The sequence below is a fragment of the Maricaulis sp. D1M11 genome (assembly GCF_047308265.1).
In the GTDB taxonomy this organism is placed as follows: Bacteria; Pseudomonadota; Alphaproteobacteria; order Caulobacterales; family Maricaulaceae; genus Maricaulis.
The window spans coordinates 178,116-196,260 of the sequence record NZ_JBKQWY010000005.1; the positions used below are offsets into that span (position 1 = coordinate 178,116).

General features: G+C 61.4%; 17 protein-coding genes. 9 read left to right on the top strand and 8 right to left on the bottom strand.

What is annotated here, in order from left to right:
- Nucleotides 1-3: 3 nt before the first annotated feature.
- The 5 genes from RMQ97_RS09980 to fliL are packed head-to-tail and all read right to left on the bottom strand — an operon-like array spanning nucleotide 4 to nucleotide 6,125.
- Nucleotides 4-3,297 carry a tetratricopeptide repeat protein gene (locus RMQ97_RS09980; RefSeq protein ID WP_413660730.1) on the bottom strand — a complete coding sequence of 1,098 codons (3,294 nt, stop codon included), beginning with the start codon at nucleotides 3,295-3,297 and terminating at the stop codon, nucleotides 4-6.
- Nucleotides 3,281-4,003: a MotE family protein gene (locus RMQ97_RS09985; protein ID WP_413660731.1), complete on the bottom strand. Its 723-nt coding sequence runs from the start codon at nucleotides 4,001-4,003 to the stop codon at nucleotides 3,281-3,283. The genes RMQ97_RS09980 and RMQ97_RS09985 overlap by 17 nt, the downstream gene beginning before the upstream one ends.
- Nucleotides 4,004-4,011: 8 nt before the next feature.
- Nucleotides 4,012-4,404 carry a DUF6468 domain-containing protein gene (locus RMQ97_RS09990; RefSeq protein ID WP_413660732.1) on the bottom strand — a complete coding sequence of 131 codons (393 nt, stop codon included), beginning with the start codon at nucleotides 4,402-4,404 and terminating at the stop codon, nucleotides 4,012-4,014.
- Nucleotides 4,401-5,534: a flagellar motor switch protein FliM gene (gene fliM / locus RMQ97_RS09995; protein WP_413660733.1), complete on the bottom strand. Its 1,134-nt coding sequence runs from the start codon at nucleotides 5,532-5,534 to the stop codon at nucleotides 4,401-4,403. The genes RMQ97_RS09990 and fliM overlap by 4 nt, the downstream gene beginning before the upstream one ends.
- Before the next feature lie 9 nt (nucleotides 5,535-5,543).
- Nucleotides 5,544-6,125: a flagellar basal body-associated protein FliL gene (gene fliL / locus RMQ97_RS10000; RefSeq protein ID WP_413660734.1), complete on the bottom strand. Its 582-nt coding sequence runs from the start codon at nucleotides 6,123-6,125 to the stop codon at nucleotides 5,544-5,546.
- Nucleotides 6,126-6,384: 259 nt separating this feature from the next.
- Here fliL and RMQ97_RS10005 point away from each other — a divergent pair, with 259 nt between their 5' ends.
- Genes RMQ97_RS10005 through flgH form a run of 4 tightly spaced genes read left to right on the top strand, consistent with a single transcriptional unit; the run spans nucleotide 6,385 to nucleotide 9,646 of the window.
- Entirely contained in the window at nucleotides 6,385-7,134 is a 750-nt protein-coding gene (locus RMQ97_RS10005) for a flagellar hook-basal body complex protein (protein WP_413660735.1), read from the top strand.
- A 14-nt stretch (nucleotides 7,135-7,148) separates the two neighbouring features.
- Nucleotides 7,149-7,934, top strand: coding sequence for a flagellar basal-body rod protein FlgG (flgG, locus tag RMQ97_RS10010; protein WP_413660736.1), 786 nt, complete (start codon nucleotides 7,149-7,151; stop codon nucleotides 7,932-7,934).
- A gap of 12 nt (nucleotides 7,935-7,946) precedes the next feature.
- Nucleotides 7,947-8,885 (top strand): flagellar basal body P-ring formation chaperone FlgA, encoded by a 939-nt coding sequence (flgA, locus tag RMQ97_RS10015; protein WP_413660737.1) that lies wholly within the window; start codon nucleotides 7,947-7,949, stop codon nucleotides 8,883-8,885.
- 17 nt (nucleotides 8,886-8,902) lie between these two features.
- Nucleotides 8,903-9,646 carry a flagellar basal body L-ring protein FlgH gene (flgH, locus tag RMQ97_RS10020; RefSeq protein WP_413660738.1) on the top strand — a complete coding sequence of 248 codons (744 nt, stop codon included), beginning with the start codon at nucleotides 8,903-8,905 and terminating at the stop codon, nucleotides 9,644-9,646.
- 90 nt (nucleotides 9,647-9,736) lie between these two features.
- Here the strand turns inward: flgH and dksA are convergent, their stop codons facing one another.
- Together dksA and RMQ97_RS10030 are read right to left on the bottom strand one after the other, a co-directional pair.
- Nucleotides 9,737-10,165 (bottom strand): RNA polymerase-binding protein DksA, encoded by a 429-nt coding sequence (gene dksA, locus RMQ97_RS10025; RefSeq protein ID WP_413660739.1) that lies wholly within the window; start codon nucleotides 10,163-10,165, stop codon nucleotides 9,737-9,739.
- Between the two features lie 167 nt (nucleotides 10,166-10,332).
- Nucleotides 10,333-10,755, bottom strand: coding sequence for a flagellar assembly protein FliX (locus tag RMQ97_RS10030; RefSeq protein WP_413660740.1), 423 nt, complete (start codon nucleotides 10,753-10,755; stop codon nucleotides 10,333-10,335).
- Between the two features lie 281 nt (nucleotides 10,756-11,036).
- On the opposite strand from RMQ97_RS10030, the gene RMQ97_RS10035 reads away from it, so the two are divergent.
- The 3 genes from RMQ97_RS10035 to RMQ97_RS10045 are packed head-to-tail and all read left to right on the top strand — an operon-like array spanning nucleotide 11,037 to nucleotide 12,954.
- The gene (locus RMQ97_RS10035) at nucleotides 11,037-12,155 is read left to right on the top strand and encodes a flagellar basal body P-ring protein FlgI (RefSeq protein ID WP_413660741.1); all 1,119 of its coding nucleotides are present in this window, start codon (nucleotides 11,037-11,039) and stop codon (nucleotides 12,153-12,155) included.
- On the top strand, nucleotides 12,155-12,493 hold the full coding sequence (locus RMQ97_RS10040; protein WP_413660742.1) for a rod-binding protein: 339 nt from the start codon (nucleotides 12,155-12,157) through the stop codon (nucleotides 12,491-12,493). Before RMQ97_RS10035 ends, RMQ97_RS10040 begins: the two co-directional genes overlap by 1 nt.
- An 11-nt stretch (nucleotides 12,494-12,504) precedes the next feature.
- Nucleotides 12,505-12,954, top strand: a complete 450-nt coding sequence (locus tag RMQ97_RS10045; protein ID WP_413660743.1) for a flagellar basal-body protein FlbY — start codon at nucleotides 12,505-12,507, stop codon at nucleotides 12,952-12,954.
- A gap of 122 nt (nucleotides 12,955-13,076) precedes the next feature.
- On the opposite strand, the gene RMQ97_RS10050 is transcribed toward RMQ97_RS10045, so the two are convergent.
- Nucleotides 13,077-15,848, bottom strand: a complete 2,772-nt coding sequence (locus tag RMQ97_RS10050) for an SBBP repeat-containing protein (RefSeq protein ID WP_413660744.1) — start codon at nucleotides 15,846-15,848, stop codon at nucleotides 13,077-13,079.
- 194 nt (nucleotides 15,849-16,042) lie between these two features.
- On the opposite strand from RMQ97_RS10050, the gene pseB reads away from it, so the two are divergent.
- On the top strand, nucleotides 16,043-17,116 hold the full coding sequence (pseB, locus tag RMQ97_RS10055) for a UDP-N-acetylglucosamine 4,6-dehydratase (inverting) (protein WP_413660745.1): 1,074 nt from the start codon (nucleotides 16,043-16,045) through the stop codon (nucleotides 17,114-17,116).
- The gene (pseG, locus tag RMQ97_RS10060; protein WP_413660746.1) at nucleotides 17,116-18,144 is read left to right on the top strand and encodes a UDP-2,4-diacetamido-2,4,6-trideoxy-beta-L-altropyranose hydrolase; all 1,029 of its coding nucleotides are present in this window, start codon (nucleotides 17,116-17,118) and stop codon (nucleotides 18,142-18,144) included. The genes pseB and pseG overlap by 1 nt, the downstream gene beginning before the upstream one ends.
- Nucleotide 18,145 lies beyond the last annotated feature (1 nt).

Consider the following 18,145-nt stretch of genomic DNA (forward strand, 5'->3'; position numbering starts at 1 on the left):
AACCTAGCTCTCACCACCGCCCTGGAAGCGGGCCCTGAAGGGTTCCATGAAACTGTCAAGCGTATCGATACTGGCGATGTGAGATGCCAGATCCGAGAAGCGCACATCACCCGGTGTATTATCGACACGGGTGAGCACTTCAAACGCTGCGGCCTGTTCGGTGCGCGCCATGGCGGCGCCATAGCGCTGTCCCAGACGCTGGGCGCCTGACAGATCACTATTGAGGGAATAGGCAATCGCCGCACGGATCAGATCGGTCTGTTCGGACGGGGTCAGCGGCGAGGCATCGCGCCAGCGATCATTGAGCAGGGCTTCCAGACGCCGACCGGTCGCCGCCCAGTCCTGACGGTCCCAGGCGATGTCGGCGCGCAAGCGGTTGGCCCCGTCAGAGCGGTCACGCTCGATAATCTCCAGCGCCCCGTCGTAATATCCCAGCTCGGCCCGTGCGCGGGCTTCCAGGAGATAGCGTTCGGCCCGCAGCGCATCGGGCATGCCGGCCACGCGCGAGCCCAAAAGCGTATTGAGCGCGTCTTCATACCGGCGATCCATCAGATAAATCACCGCCAGATCCGTCGCCACACGCGCGCGGGCCACCGGCTCACGCAGGCGGTAATCCACCTGGTGCTGGAGGAGTTCCGACGCCGGGCGCAACAGGTTGAAGGCAATCAAGCGATCGGCCAGACGACGGATCATGCGATCACCATCGGCTCCGATCGGCGTGAGTTCCTGGTATTGATAAAACAGCGCCACCGCTTCGATCGGTGCCATGCGGTCAGCCTGGCCCTGCAGGAAAAGCCGTTCGAACACATTGGCCATTTCATCGCCAATCCGGCGCGCCGCCTCACTCTCGGGATAGCGTGCCCGGGCCGTCGCCATGGTTTCCAGACCCTGGCTGTAGGCCCCGTCCTCGATGTAGAGCTGACCCAGCCGGCGCACGGTTTCCAGCTCGATGGAATCTCCCCGCCAGCGAAACCGCAGGTTTTCCAGCGCATCGATCGCTTCGGTCCGACTAATCAGTCCGGCTTCCATCTGGATGGAGTACATTTCGAGCAGGGCCCGCGCTTCCTGGGGTTCAAACCCGCTGTGCGCAATCTGGTCGAGCCGCTGGATCGCCGTTTCGGTCTGGCCTTCCGCATGCTCCATGCGCGCCTTAACGTATTCGGCGTCGAGCGCGGTTTCCTCGGACATGTCCTCCTGCTCGGCCAACCGCAAATAGGCCGAGGCAGAGCTCAGATCATTGAGTTCCAGCGCCGTACGCGCCTGGGCGACCCGGATATGGCCACGCCAGGGCGAGGTATAGTGGAAAACCGCTTCATCCCCGGCTTCCAGCTGACGACGAGCCTCTTCCCATTTCTCCTGGCGTGCCGAGACCAGGCCTCGCCACATCAACGCGGCCGGATCCATGTTGAGCGTGGGATCGGACAGGTATTCCTCGGCATCTTCCAGCCGGTGCATGCCATAGCTGGCGACCCCGCGCAGGGCCCGGACATGGCTGTCATTGGCCAGTTCCGGCTCGATCTCGATGGCGGTTTCCAACATGCCGAGCGCTTCGGCCGCCAGATCATTCGCCAGCAGGAAACGCGCGAGCGCCATACGACCGTCCGGCCCTTCTTCGATGGCTGTGCGACGTTGCCGCGCCGGCCATTCGCGATTGAACCGGCGATGTCCGGCCCAGGCCTCGAAATCCATGAAGGCCGCCGAGGAGAGATTGGCCACAGACGCCGCCGCGACCTCGCTTGACCCCGCTGCGCCCGGGCTGAGGGTCAGACCGGAGGGCCGTTCCAGGACAGCCCCCTGCCCGATGAGTTCGAGCTGGAGATCATCGACATAGGGGGTTGCGGCCGCACCATGTGCGGACGGTAGCAGGGTCAGTGCCACAAAATCGCGTTGTGATGTCAGCCCCTGGACCGGTCCTCGCGCCGTGATGACCGCGATGCGGTCACCGACCACGGGATCATCCACCCAGCGGGCCGCCTGGGCCCCTTCAAGGTCGAGGACAATACGCCCCTTGCGACCGCGACGCGCATCGCGGCGCACACCCAGCGGCCGGGGCGGTGCCTCGATCCGTTCGGAAAAGACCAGCGTCCATAAATCACCATCCAGACGCGCTTCAGCCTGGATCGACGGGGCCGTGACAATCCGGGCTGCGACAAATCCCTCACCCGTAACGGTCTCGAATGAGCGCACCTGGCCACGCCGGGTCTGGCCCAGCGCATCGAGATTCAGCTCGGCCTCGGCATCAAAAACCGCCCAGATGGCTTCGCCCCGACGGAACACCGCCGCACCGACAGGAGCGGACCAGTTGAACCGGGCGAAGACATCCCCATTGGCTTCGTTGACGGCCACATTGACCACACCGTCTTCCGGCACGGGGTCATCGCGACCCTCCAGCGGGTCGTAGGCAATTGGTTCGGGCTCGTCTTCCGGTTCGTCCGGTGTATTGGCATCGCGATAAGCGCTGGCGAGCTCCTCCAGCATCTGGGTCGCGGGCGTGACGGTGGGGTCAGGCAGATCCACCACAACCCGATTGCCCTCACCCCATACTCGTGCCGCCACACCGGGCGCCAGGTCGAGGGAGAGCACGTATTCATTGCCCTGACGCTCACCCGAGGCGGCATCGAGGAAACGCGGTGGCGATCCGGCCAGCTGGCCCAGAGCGATCTGCGCCGGCAGGGAGAAGGTCACCGTGGCGTCATCATCACTCTGACTGAGCGTGTAATTGACCGGCTCCGCCCAGAGAAACTCGATACGGGTATATTCCGCGCTCTGGCCGATGCGGTAACTCACCGGTACGGGATCAAGCACCACAACCGGGGTTTCGCTGACACGTGCCGCCTGTTCCGCAGCCCGGCGGGCGGCGTCCTGCTCGCGGGCGGCCCGGGGTGAAATGACCGGTTCGGGAGTCGGACTGCCCGGCGGCACAAGATCGATGGCGATCACATTATAGCTGGTGGAAATCACCGGCTCGACACCCGAGCGCATGGCGATGCGCAAACGGCGTCCGTCGGGATCCACCCGGGCCATGGCAGCAATATCGCCGATCTCGTCCACAAGCCCGTCCAGATCCGCCACGATGGGCTGGCTGAACTCCGCAACCACCACATTGGACAGCATTTCCGCCGAGGCCGTCAGGCCATCATCGCCCAGGCTTTCATCATAGGTAATCAGAATACGCGTCGCCGCGCCCTGGCGGTCCACCGACCAGGACACGACAGATTGCGCCCAGGCCGGTGCAGACACACAGACCAGGGCCGAGCTCGCGAGCAATCCGGCAAGATATCTAGCCGTTCGATCCAAGCCGCGCCTCCAGCTCGCCGGCTGTATCCGGCAGGTCATGGCGCTGGGCCAGACGCATGGTCAGATCCGCAGCCTGCGCTGCCGGCATCGCCGCCAAGATCGGCCCCATCAAACGCTCCGCCATCACCGAAGCGACCTGGATCTGGGTTTGCGGGTCCATATTCATAAGAATGGGCGCTGCCTGTTCCGGGTCCATATTGGTCAGCATGGCCACGATACGGGTCATCTCGGCGGCTTCACGCTCGGACAATTCCCCGATCAGCGTGTTGATATCGGTCTCGAGCATGCGCAGCTCCTCGATCCGACGATCGACCCGCTGCTCCATCGCCATGATCAGCGCTTCGCGGGTTTCCAGTTCGGCCGCCTGGTTTTCAATCTCCTGCTGGCGATCGCTCAGCGCTGTCAGGATATCCACCTCATAGGGGCTGACACCGGTCCGCTGGATAAAAGCCGCATTGGCATTTTCCACCGCACACTGATCCGACATCCCGGCCTCGGCCTCAGCGCTCTCGATCGGCTCCGCTTCAGCCTGGCCGCTCTCCTGCAAGGCCGCACTATCACTGTCAGTCCCCGCCTCGATTTCCTGGGCAGCGGCTTCTGCCGTCATGAAATCGAGCACGTCATTGAACAGGGACAGGGATTTTAGCGCAAAAAGGCCGCCCAGAAGGACCGCCAGTAGAGCGAGGAAACGAACCGGTTCACGCATAACAGCCTCTAACGGATATCCTTGAGATCATTCATGACATTCGACCCGGACCCCTGCGGAAAAATCTCCGAGGCCCGGCGACGACCCGTGCGGCGCGTGCTCAGGCTCTCGCCCTTGCGATTGGCCCGGTCAGACACCAGGGACAACTCGTCCGACAAGCTGCGCGCCTCGGTGATGCGCTTTTCCAGGATTTCCGAGGACTGGGTCGTCGCCCGCTCCAGGGCCAGCAAGCTGGCCCGCGCCCGGTCTGTCGCCTCGTTCAGCGCAACCACGCTTTCACGCACGCCATCCTGGCCGTTTTTCAACGCCCGCAAACGGGCATCCACCCGCCAGCACAAAAAGGCTGCCACGATGAGAAGAGCGGCAACCGCCCCCTCAAACATCAAACCCGCCATCGTCATGTGAACCTCATCATTGCTTTCTTGGCGCCGGGCGAAAGCGGTCCGTTCAGCCGCAGCGCAACATTATGTCCGATCCGCCCCATGCGACCGCGCGTCAGCGAGACATTGCCGCAGCGCAATTCCACTTCGCTATGGGGTGAGGCATCGAGGTAAAACGTGTCACCGACCTTGAGGTCTGCCACATCGCCGAGCTTGATTTTCTGCTCGTCGAGCACGGCATGGACTTCCATCTTGGTCGACCACAGCTCGGTGGCCAGGTGGCCTTCCCAGATATTATCCCGGCCGAACTTTTCCCCCATGAATTGCTGCAGGAGCATTTTCCGAATGGGCTCCAGCGTCGCATAGGGCAACAAGAGCTCGATTCGACCCCCGCGGTCTTCCATGTCGATCCGCAGTTTCACAAGGATGGCGGCATTGGCCGGGCGGGCGATCGCAGCAAAACGCGGATTGGTTTCAACGCGTTCCAGATCAAACTCAACTTCTGTCAACGGCTGGAAGGCCTGTTTGGCATCTTGCAGCACGACCTCGATCATGCGCTGCACCAGCATGCGCTCAATCGTGGTGTAGGGACGCCCTTCGATCCGCATGGCCGACGTACCCCGGCGACCGCCCAGTAGAACATCCACGATCGAGTAGATCAGGTTGGAATCGACCGTCAGCAGGCCGTAATTGTCGAGCTGTTTCGCGCGGAAGACGGCCAGGATGGCGGGCAGCGGGATGGAGTTGAGATAATCGCCGAAACGGATCGAGGAGATGTTATCGAGACTGACCTCGACATTGTCAGACGTGAAATTGCGCAGCGAGGTCGTCATCAACCGCACAAGGCGGTCGAACACGATCTCCAGCATGGGCAGGCGCTCATAGGAGACCAGGGCGGAATTGATGATCGCGCGAATGCCCGACTTGTCCGCGCCATCCTCATCGGTCAGCGAGAAGCCGAGCAGGCTGTCAATCTCATCCTGGTTGAGGATACGCTCAGGACCACTGCCTACACTAGGCAGTTCCTCAGCATCATCCTCACCGCCAACCATGGCCTCCCATTCAGAGGCCAGATCAAGATCATCGCCGCCCTCGGCCATGGCCTCCCATTCGGCGGCCAGTTCGTCCTGATCAATATCGTCGTCCGACATGCGTCGTTCCTAGTCCGAAATCAAAAAGCGGAGAATCAGGACCTGATTCACCTCATTGGGGGCAATCGCCAGATTCACCCGGCGCAGCAATTCCAGTTTCAGCCGGTGATTGCCTGCAGACCCGTAGAGATCGTCTTCACGCAGCTCGCGCAGGAAGGTGGTCATCTGATCGATCACGACCGGCATTTGCGCATCCAGCACCTCGACCAGATGCGGATCGGTAATCTCCAGCGACAATTCCAGCTGCATCAAGAGAGGCCGACCGTCCGAACCGCGAATATTCACGATGATCGGATGGCCGCTCTCCTGGCTGATCTCGTAATAATAGAGTTCTTCATGGTGCGCCTCGCCGGAGCCATGACCATCACCATGATCACCTTCGCCATCATGGCCTTCGCCGTGTTCATCCACATGCTCGGCCACGACCTCTTCTTCGCCACCGCCGCTGAGGAACATGAAAGCGCCCACACCGCCCAGCAGAAGGATCAACACCGGCAACCCGATAAACAGGCCCAGCTTCATGATCGACGGCTTGGACTTGGCTTCGCCTTCGCCTTCGCCGTCTTCAATTTCTTCTGCGTCGTCCGACATGAATCAGCTCCAAAAGGGGAATCGTCGAAAATGATTAACGTCGCTGGCGGTTAACGTTCCGTAGCCATCCGTAAAAACTGGGCAAATTTTGCCGCCCAGATGCAGCATGATTCCCCGGCCCTGCCGGGCAGAATCCACCCACCTCAGCGTAAGTCATTGATTTATAAATGCGTTAACCTTGGCACGCCGCGTGCAACTTGGGTCAGCAACCGTCACCAAAGAACGGTGTTTTATAGGCTTCCAGAACGGAACGAGCCCGATGGACAACGCAATGATGATCGGCCTGACCCGCCAGATGACCCTTCGCAGGGCCATGGATGTGGTGGCCAACAATATCGCGAACGCGAATACAGCCGGTTTCAAGGCCGAATCGCTTTTGCACGAATCCCACATTCACCACGGCGCCGAGACCCGTGAGAACTCGGACGATATTCACTATGTGAATGTCCGCGGTCTGGGTCGCGATTTCGGCCAGGGCGAGCTTCAGCTCACCCGACGCCCGCTCGACATGGCCATTGAAGGCGACGGCATGTTCGCCGCCGAAATGGATGATGGTCAGTGGCAATATATGCGCGATGGTCGGTTTCACCTCGACACCCAGGGCACGCTGGTGACCTTTGATGGTCGCCCGGTCATGGATGGCGATACGGGAGCTTCCATCGTTCTCGATCCGGGCATTTCCGATATCCAGATCGTGGATGGCGGTATTGTCATGCAGGACGGCGTGCAGATGGGCCGGATCGGCGTGTTTGACGTCAATAATCTGGGCGGTCTGAGCAAGGCCGGGTCCGGGCGTTACATTCTGGAGGAAACCGATGGCGGTGACCGTCCGGAAAACCTGATCAATCCGGCGGTTCGCCAGGGCTTTGTCGAAGCCTCCAATGTCCAGCCCGTGCTGGAACTGACGCGCATGATGACTGTCTCGCGCACCTATCAATCCGTCACCAAGTTTCTCAACGACGCCAATGAGCTGAGCCGTTCAGCCATTGAGCGCCTGGCCAAAGTCTGATCGGAGGTCACGATATGCGTTCCCTTACCACCGCCGCCACCGGCATGCAGGCCCAGCAGCTCAATGTCGAAGTGATCTCGAACAATCTGGCGAATATGAACACCACCGGGTTCAAGCGCCAGCGGGCCGAATTCCAGGACTTGCTCTACCAGAACATCCAGCAGATGGGTGTCGACAGCTCGGACGCCGGCACCATCGTGCCGACCGGGGTGCAGGTGGGCCTGGGGGTTGAGACCTCCTCCATCTATCGCATCACCGATCAGGGCGCCCTGGAAAACACCGGCAACCGCCTCGACATGGCCATCTCCGGCGCCGGCTATTTCCGCATCCAGATGCCGGACGGCTCGGATGCCTATACACGCGCCGGAAATTTTGCGGTCAGCCCGGACGGGCAGATCGTCACCATGGATGGTTACACCGTGGCACCGGGCATCGCCGTCCCGCAGGGTGCACGCGATATCGCCATCAACCAGCAGGGCCAGGTCCAGGTTCTGGTGGATGGCGCCACAGCGCCGCAAACCATCGGCCAGATGGAAGTTGTGACCTTCTTCAACGAAGCCGGTCTCGATGCCATGGGCGATAATCTCTACCGCGAGAGCGCCGCATCGGGCACGGCCACGGCGGGCACGCCCGGATCACCGGGTTATGGTGTCATCCGCCAGGGTTTTCTTGAGTCCTCCAACGTCAATTCGGTGTCGGAAATCACCGCACTCATCTCTGCCCAGCGGGCCTATGAGATGAATGCCCGGGTGATCTCGGCCGCCGATGAGATGATGCAGGCTTCGGCCAATCTTCGCTAAGGGATGAGACCGATGCTGCGCACCTCCCTCATCGCCCTGACCCTCCTGACCACAGCGGCCCTGCCGGTCGCCCAGGCCCAGGACTCCATCATCCTGCGGTCCAACCTGACGGTTTCGGACGCGGAAATCCGGCTCGGCGACCTGTTCGATATCTATGGTCCCGAGGCCGATATCGTCGTCGCCCGCGCTCCCGCCCCCGGTCAGCGCACCTCACTGGACGTGAATTATGTGCGCCAACTGGCAGCGCGCAATGGTCTGGAATGGGCCAACGCCACCCAGTTGCGGCGCCTGTCCATCGAACGCGAAAGCCGGATCTATACCGCCGACATCATCACCGACATGCTGGCCCGGGAGCTCCAGGCCCAGTTCGGCACGCGGTTCATGGTGCAGCTGACCAATTCCCAGCTCACCCTGCACGCTCCGACCGACAGCATGGGCGGCCCGGAACTGGCCAATCTGAATTACGACACGATGAGCCGCATGCTCACCGCTCAAATTCGTCCCTATGGCGGCGCCCAGCCGGTCCGGGTTACGGCGCGGGCCTATGAAGCGATCGAAGTGCCCGTGCTGGCCCGGCCGTTCTCGGCGGAGGAGATCGTCGAGGCCGGTGATATCGACTGGATTGCCGTACGCGGGGATCGTCTGCGTCCCGATGCCATTCTCGACCCGCAGGACATGATCGGGCGGCAGGCCCGCCGCGCCCTGCGCCCCAATGAGGTGGTGCGGGCCTATGACCTGCAGGCTCCGGTGATGATTAGCCGGGGCGAGATCGTCAATCTGACCTTCACCTCACCGGGCATTGCTCTGTCTGTACGGGCCCGGGCCCTGGACAATTCCGCGACCGGTGAAATGGGCCGGTTCGTTAATCTTCAATCCAACCGCACGGTGGAAGCCTGGGTCGAAGGTCCCGGCGAAGCCACGGTTTCGCTCGCCACCACGCAAGCCTTCTAATCGACAGGACACTGATCATGCTGCGCAAGATTTCCATGCTTCTCGTCGCCGGCCTTGCCGTGTCGGCCTGCTCCGCCACCAGCCGTCTGTCCCAGGTGGGCCAGACACCGCCGATGACACCGATCGAAAACCCGGCCCAGCTTGCCGGTGCCGGTCCGGCACAATTGCCGATGCCGCATTATCCGCCGCAATCGGTTCAGCCCAATTCGGCCAATTCCCTGTGGACCGCCAATTCGCGCACGTTTTTTGGCGATCCGCGGGCCAATGAAATCGGCGATATCCTCACCATCAATATCGACATCACCGATAGTGCCCAGCTGCAGAACTCCACCAGCCGCTCCCGCACAACGGCTGAAGACAGCGATCTGAGCGCCTTCTTCGGTTGGCAGATGTCAGACTTCTTCAATGACGCGATTGACCCGACCAATGTCACCAGCCTGGGATCGACCTCCTCGCTGGACGGGGCCGGCTCGGTCAATCGTAATGAGACGATTTCCATGACCGTGGCCGCGATCATCACCCAGGTTCTGCCGAACGGAAACCTGGTTCTGGCCGGTCGCCAGGAAGTGCGCGTCAATAATGAAATCCGCGAACTGCTGATCACCGGTATCGCTCGTCCCGAAGACATCGCGTCCGACAACACGATCAGCCACACCCAGATCGCCGAAGCCCGCATCTCCTACGGCGGCCGAGGCCATATTTCAGAATATCAGCGTCCGCGCGTTGGCACCGAGATCTATGATCTTTTGATGCCGTTCTAGAATCCCGCCACCATCGGGTACACTGGAAGGCCGTCATGACTTGTCATGACGGCCTATTTTTTGTCCCGGTATACCCAATGCCTGAACGAGTCAGTCGTCGCGGTGAACGCGTTCCTTGCGCTCATGGCGCTCCTGCGCCTCCAGGCTGAGCGTGGCAACCGGACGCGCATCCAGACGGGCGACGCCGATAGGCTCACCGGTCTCTTCGCAATATCCGTAATTGTCTTCCTCGATCCGGCGCAGGGCACTGTCGATCTTGGAGATCAGCTTGCGCTGACGATCACGGGCCCGAAGCTCCAAAGAGCGATCGGTCTCGGTCGACGCGCGGTCAGCCAGATCGGGCAAGGCGCCCATATCCTGCTGCAGATTGCTGATCGTGATTTTGCTCTCCACAAGGATCTCGTCTTTCCAGGCCAGCAGCTTCTGGCGGAAATACTCCTTCTGGAGGTCATTCATAAATGGCTCGGATGCAGAAGGCTTGTAACCGTCCGGCAGCTCGATACGCTCGTCTTGCTTCATCGCTTTCCACTTACACCCTAGGTGGCTTGTACGTGCTCCCCGAAAGCGAGCCGGAGCATATTGAGCATCCCGACCGAGTCAATCACGAGTCGCTGTAAAGCCATTTCAACGCTGCGCAAATACAGGAATAGTTTGAATGAATCGTGTCGGTCACTGCCAACACATCATCACTGGCTGTACTTGGCCAGCTCCACGGCGGCGCGAACCTCGACCTCATCTAGGGCCGCTTCCAGCTGGGCATCGTTCACACCGTCCCGGCGGGTCTGCAAAAGGCTCATCAGTGCCTCCAGCTTGGCCTTGGGAATTCCGCCCTCCAGGAGCGCAATCTTCAGCTCATCAAGCACGTCGAGCAAGCTGAACGCCCGGTGGGTGGCCCGTTGGCGGGCACCGGCGAAATCATCCACACCCTGAAGGGCCAGGATGGCATCGACAGAGCTGACCGCCGAGGTCGCAGACGCCTGGCTCGTCGCCACGGTCTGGCCGCTCTGGGTCGGCATGGAGACGGAAAACCCTTCGCCGCCGGTCTTGGCTGCGCCCTTGCCCTTGGCCGAGGAAACGGAACGGGAGGATTGGGGTCCGGTAATCTTCATCTTGGATCTGCCTTCCAATTGGACGCGACATCAGTGACATCGCCAGCCCACGACATGCGTTAAGGAATCCGCGCGAGCCTTTAACAGACCCTTAACCCTGTTTGCCCGCTCGGCAAAATCTGCCCTCACATCTTACCCGGCGGAGGAGCATGACCTAGCACACCCGCCCCACCAGCCGTCACATCATATTGTAATACAAAGATATTCTTGGTGAATCCCGATCCACCCAACTGGCACGGTCTTCGCAACAGTGTCGGCAGATCTTTATGGAGACCTGCGCCATGCGTCTGCTTGCCGCCCTGATTTTTGCCCTCATCCTCCCGGCCCAGGCCCTCGCCTCGTCGCGAATCAAGGACCTCGTGGACGTGGAAGGCGTGCGGGAAAACTATCTGCTGGGATATGGCCTGGTCTCCGGCCTGGATGGCACGGGCGACAGTCTGAGAAATGCGGCCTTCACCCGCCAGGCGCTGTCGGGAATGCTCGAAGAGTTCAACGTCTATACGCGAGACGCCAATCTCAACACCAATAATGTGGCCGCCGTGATGATCACGGCCAGCCTGCCGGCCTATGCTGCGCCGGGCTCGCGGATCGATGTGACGGTATCCGCCATTGGTGATGCCAACAGCCTGCAGGGCGGTGTGCTGTTGCCCACTCCGCTGATTGCACCCAATGGACAGACCTATGCCGTCGCCCAGGGCTCGATTGCTGTGGGCGGGTTTGAGGCGGGCGGCGACGCGGCCTCCATCACGCGCGGTGTTCCCACCACCGGACGCATTGCCAATGGTGCCACCGTTGAAATGCCGCCCGGGGGCGGCAACCCGGCCGGTCGTTTTGATCTGTCCAGCCAGCTCTCGCTGGATCTGGCCTTGCGCAATCCCGATATTACCACCGCACGCCGCATGGCCGATACGATCAACCGTTATATGGGCGGTTCGGTCGCTCATGTGCCGGATCCGGGCACGGTGATCCTCACCCGCCCGGCCTCGTTTGACGGCGACATGATCGACATGCTGGCCCAGATCGAACAGCTGCGCGTAGAGCCGGATCTGCCGGCCCGCGTCATTATCGATGAAGCCACCGGCACCATCGTCATGGGCGAGCATGTGCGCGTGTCGACGGTTGCCATTGCCCAGGGCAACCTGACCATCACTGTGACCGAGAACCCGATTGCCAGCCAGCCCGCCCCGTTTGCCGATGGCGGCGAGACAGTGGTTCTGCCGCGCACTGATGTCACCGTGGAAGAAGACAATATGCAGCTGGGGGTTCTCGATGGCGGCGTATCACTGCGCGAGCTGGTCGATGGCCTCAACGCGCTGGGGGTCACACCGCGCGACATGATCACCATCCTGCAGGCCATCAAGGCCGCCGGCGCCCTGCAAGCCGAGATCGAGGTGTTGTGATGGATAATCTTCTCAGCCTCCAGATGAACCAGGCGGTCGATTCAGCCCGCGCCAGTCAGGCTCCGCAGCTGGGTGCCGGTCGCACCGAGGCCGAGGCCCAGACAGCAGCCGAGGACTTCGAAGCCTTCCTGCTCTCGCAAATGGTGACCGCCATGTTCGCCGGGACCGGAGAGAACAATCCGTTTGGTGGAGGGCCGGGGGAACAGGCCTTCCGCGGACTTTTGAATGAGGAATACGCCAAGGCGATGGCGCAGTCTGGCGGGCTGGGTCTGTCGGACCGGCTGACGGCGGAAATCCTGCAATACCAGGAAGCCTCGCGGGCTTCCTCGCAAGCTTGAAGGGGATGATGATGAGTGAACTCGCTGCTGGAAACAGTTTTGAACGCGCGCAGGCCTTGCTGCAGCTGACCGAACGCCTGACCTCGCTGATCGAGCGGGAAACGGCGCTGTTCCGGGCCCGCAAACCCCAGGACGCGCTAAGGTTCCAGGATGAGAAATCCCGCTTGGCCAATGTCTATCGTGTCGAGATTGCCAAGGCCGGGCGCGAGCCCCAGCGCCTTGCGGGTATTCCCGCAGCCCTCAAGGATGCGCTGCGCCGGGCGACCCAGGCCTTCCACAAGGCCCTCGCGGAAAACGGCTCCGTGCTCAAGGGGTTGCGCGCCGTGACCGAAGGCATGGTAAAATCGATCGCCACAGAGGCCAACCGCCAGCGCAATCAGACCGGCACGTATGGTCCGGGCGCCACCCAGGCCGCCTCCACCGGACGCCCGCTCGCGGTCGCGGTCAATCAAAGCGCCTGATCGCGTTAAACGAACCGGACCAGCCAGGCCCGTCAGACGGTCTTGTCAAAGGTTTCAGGCAGATAGCCATGAACGCGGGACCCACTCGGTCTCGCGTTTTTCTTTGCGGGTCGATCAGAGGATCAGAGCAACAAGCCGGCTGTCGATGACGGTCCGGAATTGAGGCGGGACAGCCCGGCCTGGTAATTGGCCAGCTGAGCGTTGAGATAGGCCGGCACGGTACCGCCCGTCTGACCACGTTGCGGACCTTCCAGAGCCTCCCGCAGGGCCGGGTCCAGGGTGAGGTCGCGATAGGCGCGCTGGACTTTCGACATCGCCGTTTCCAGAGCTTCGAAGGCAGACTGCGCCTGGTCCTGATCTGTCAGATTCATCAAACGCGGCAAGTCGAGCGAGAACAAGGGCGGCGCATCTGCTGTTGTCTCGTCATCATCGAGCGAACTCGGACGATTGGTAATCGCGCCCGGTTCCAGACCCAGTGCCTTGAGCAGGTCCTGGCCTTCTGTGCCGGAGAAGATCTCGATCGTCTGGTTTTCAGCGGCCGACAGGCGCAATTGATCACCCTCGGACGAGCGCCGCACACTGGCGGTACCGTCCAGCACGAGCACGGCATTGATCTTGAACGTCAAGGAGCGCATGGAATCATCATCATCGATGGTGATCTTCTTGCGGCTTCCGCCATTGACGGACAGATAGAAATGATCGCCATCGCGCGCCGAGGAGCGGTCTGTAACGACTCGGCTGTCGGCATAGACCAGCTCTCCGGCGGGCAGGCCCAGCGCGTTGAGAATACTGTCATCCTGGGCGCCCACCGAGACCGAGAACCCTTCCGATACGCCGCCGCGGCCGGTGATTTGCGTCGTCCAGTTCACGGTACCGGTCGCCCCGTCCACCTGGGAGACAAAGGCATCACGATCACCCAATTGCGTGGCGCCGGACAGCTCGCCGGTCGTCTTGCCGGCCAGATAGACCTGGCCATCATGAACCGTGATATCATTGGCGGTCTCATCACCGCTCGAGCCCAGGAATGTCGTATAGTCCGCCGTGGGCGAGGCGCCATCCGTCATCTTGAGCAGGAAGGCATCGCGCGCATCACCATTATGGGCGGTCAGCGGCGCTGAGGGCGAGAAGCTCGACCCGGCCGATCCGGCGACATAGATATCGGTGCCATCCACCTCGACATCGCCAATCCGACCCGCTTCCATATCACCCAGGCTTTGTTCCCAGATCGCCGCGGCCGTGCCGTCGGCACTGTCGTATTTGCGTACAAGCCCCACACCATCCTCGACCGAGGCGATGACGAGATTATCGCTGTCATCCACGGTGATGGCCGACAGGGTCTCATCGCCTGCACCACCGATCCGGCGGGTGTATTGAGTGGTCCCATTACTGTCGAAGGCGCGCACATATCCATCGGCGGCACCGCCCAGATGAACCTCGCCGCCAAAACCACCGGTCGACTTGCCCGCCACATAAACACTGCCATCGGACGCAACAGCGACACCGGACACGGTATCATCGCCCGTTCCGCCAAAACGCTGGGTCCATTGTTCAACACCGGAATTGTCGAACTTGGTGACGAAGGAATCCACACCGCCGACATCCGTGGTATCGCCCAGAGTGCCGGTCACATTTCCCGCAACAATCACATTCCCGCTGCTGTCCACCGCCACGCTGACCCCTTCGGCATCATCGCCCGCGCCCAGGACCCGGCTCCAGATTTCCTTGCCATTGGAATCATACTTGGCGAGCACCATGTCAGCCTCGCCCTTGATCACCTGTCCGTCGGTCGTGTCCGTGGTGCGACCCACAACAAACACTCCGCCATCGGCCGCTGCGGCGCTGCCAAACAATTCCAGGGCATTGGCCTCGGTGGTGGTGAAGGTTTCTCCATCCTCGCCGCCGGGCAATTCCTTCTCGATTTCGTTGGAATCGGCCTCGATCCGGGTCGACACGCCCACACTCGGCGTTCCGGTATTGACCCCCGTAACCTTGGTGATCTGACCGCCCGCACTGTCACTGATGCCCGAAACACCGGTGACATAGACCGCCGGTTCCGCCGCAGTGGCCGAGAATGTCAGGGCCTCGGTCGAAACCCCCTTGATCAGGAAGCCGTAATCATTACCCGGGACAATCCCGTTCTCGTCTTCCTCACCGATCTTGGAAACCTCGAACCGCGAGACCATACCATTGGCCTCTAGCTGGGTATTGATGTGATCGACAATGTTGGACATCGAACGCGTCGTCGCGCCCATATCGGCCAGATTGATATCGATATCGGTCTGGATGCCGCTCTTGGTGACAGACACCGTGAACTGCACATCGCCTGTCAGGCTGGCCACTTCTGCATCATAATCGCCGGTGTGAAGGGTGCCGGTCTTGTACTGGGACAAGCCGCGCGACACTGCGACTTCACTTTCGATTTTAGAAAGCTCCTCGCCCTTCAGCAGCGTGAGCTCATCCAGCCCCATATCGTCGAAAAACGTGTCGAGCTGGCCCAGCCCGTCCTGGAAGGCATTGTTCAGGAAATCGCGGCGATAGGAGCTGATATTGCGGTCCTGCGCCTCTTCCGCCACGGACAACAGGCGTTTGAGGCCCACATACAGCTCGAATAATTGTTTATGATCGTCCGGCGCTTCGAGGTCGGAGAAGGTGTCATTGGCGTCCCCGAAGAACTCACCCGACGCCAAAACCCGGCGCTGCAATTCTTCCAGGGACTGAGTTACCGAAGTATCCCAAGGCGTTACGACCGGTTCGGACGCCGTGGAGCGGCTCGACGCCCCCGACGGCCCGGAGCCTTGCGCCAGGTTCGTCGTGATCCGGGAATTATACCATCCGGTCAGCAGAGATGAATCGAAACCCACGATGGACACGGCGCCAAACCTTTCTACAGGCATTGAAGTTTGCCCGCCAAAGGCAAACAATGCGTTGAGATATTAGGTCAAATCCCCAGCTGGGACGGGAATTCAAGGGCTAGCTGAGTCGGGGTGCATGAAAGGTTAACTCCACCTCACCCGGTCTAACTCTCCATTAACCCGCGCCGCCCAGCCTGTAAGATAGTGACGAATCACGAGATGGCTTGAAGACGCCCATGTCGAACACAGATGACACCGAACACGCCTTTGAAGGCGCCACCAGCGGACGCACATTTGCCGAGCCGCGCCTGGACCTCAATGGCCAGACCATTCTGGTTACGGGGGGCACAGGCTCGTTCGGACACAAGCTGGTCGACACCATCATATCCCAGTTCAAGCCCAAGAAACTCATCATCTTTTCCCGAGATGAGCTGAAACAGTACGAGATGGCCCAGCGCTTCTCGCCACAGGAACATCCTTTCCTGCGCTATTTCATCGGGGATGTTCGGGACGAAGCCCGACTGGACCAGGCCATGCGCGGCGTGGATGTGGTCATCCATGCAGCCGCGCTCAAACACGTACCGATCGCCGAATACAATCCGTTCGAGTGCATCAAGACGAATGTGCTGGGTGCGGAGAATGTTGTGCGTGCCGCGATCAAGCGCGATGTACGCCATGTCTGTGCCCTGTCCACCGACAAGGCCGCCAATCCGGTCAATCTGTACGGCGCTTCAAAACTGGCCTCGGACAAGATTTTCACGGCCGCCCAGCATATGGGTGGCGAAGGCGGCCCGGTCTTCTCAGTTGTGCGATATGGCAATGTTGTGGGCTCGCGCGGGTCGGTCATCCCCTTCTTCCGAAAGCAGATCGAGGACGGCGCAGACCATCTGCCGATCACGGATCCACGCATGACTCGCTTCTGGATCACGCTGGAACAGGGCGTCAATTTTGTTCTGTCGAGCATGGCCCTGGCCAAGGGCGGCGAGATCTTCGTGCCGAAGATCCCCTCCATGAGCACGGTCGACCTGGCGCGCTCCATGGCCCCGCACCTGCCGCAGAAGATCATCGGTATTCGTCCGGGTGAGAAACTGCACGAAGTGATGATCCCGGCCGATGATTCGCGTACGACATTTGAGCTTGGGGACCGATACGCCATCCTGCCGGCCTATGGCGCCAAGCTGATGGCCCGCTATCTGGGCGATGGGGCGCATCTGGTGCCCGATGGTTTCGCCTACACCTCAGACAATAATCCCGAACAACTGGATGCGGCGGCCCTGCGTCGCCTCATCGGGGATGCGGAAGCGGCCTGATGACGGGCACGGACCGGCCGCAACTCCTGTTCCGGGCGGATGCGCGAGCTGACCTGGGTGGTGGCCATATCATGCGCTGCCTCTCGCTGGCCGATGCCCTGTCCCACCATGAGGTGGACATTGCCTTTTGCACCAATACCGACGCGCCTCTGCACGCCCCGGCCCTCGCCCGGCGCCCCTATCCGGTGTGTGTCACTGAGAGTTTGAGCGATATCACCGTCCCGCCGGACTGGCATCCACGCCCCCATGTGGTGATCGCCGACCTGTATGATCAGACTGCCGCTCATGAACGGGTCTGGCGCGAACAAGCCCGGCGGCTTGTGGTGATCGAGGATCTGCCTGGCCGACGTCACGACTGCGACCTGATCATTGACCCTCAAGACTGCGCCAGCACCCAGGATTATGCCGAACGCGCACCGGGCAGTCGTGTGTGTCTGGGGCCCGACTATGCCCTGCTGCGCCCCGGTTTTGCCGCCGCCCGCCATGACAGCCTGATGCGGGATCGCTCCCGCGTACGCCGGGTCGTCATCAGTATGGGACTGACCGATGTCGGTGCCAGCAGCGCGCGGCTCGCCCGGAGCCTGCTCGACCTGGCCGAGGATATCGAGATCAGCGTTATCCTGGGCCCGCTCGCACCAAGCCGTGCCATCCTCGAGCCGATCGCGGCCACGAACCCGCGGCTGGAACTGGCCATTGATGTGGACGATATGGAGCAACGCCTGGCCGGGTGTGATCTGGTCATCGGCGCCGGTGGCGGATCCGCGCTGGAGCGCTGCGTATTGGGCGTGCCAAGCTTGATTTGTCCGGTCGCAGAGAACCAGTGGCCGCTCACACGGGCGCTCGCCGCACGCAATGCTGTTCGGATTATCGATCCGTTCGAGCCGGAGCGCGCCCTGGCCGAGATTTTCAGAACCCTGGATCAGGCTGCGCTGGCTGAGATGAGCCAGGCGTCCGCCGCCTATTGTGATGGGCTGGGGGCCGAGCGTTGCGCCGAGGCCATCATCGCTCTGGCCCGACGCTCCGCCTAAC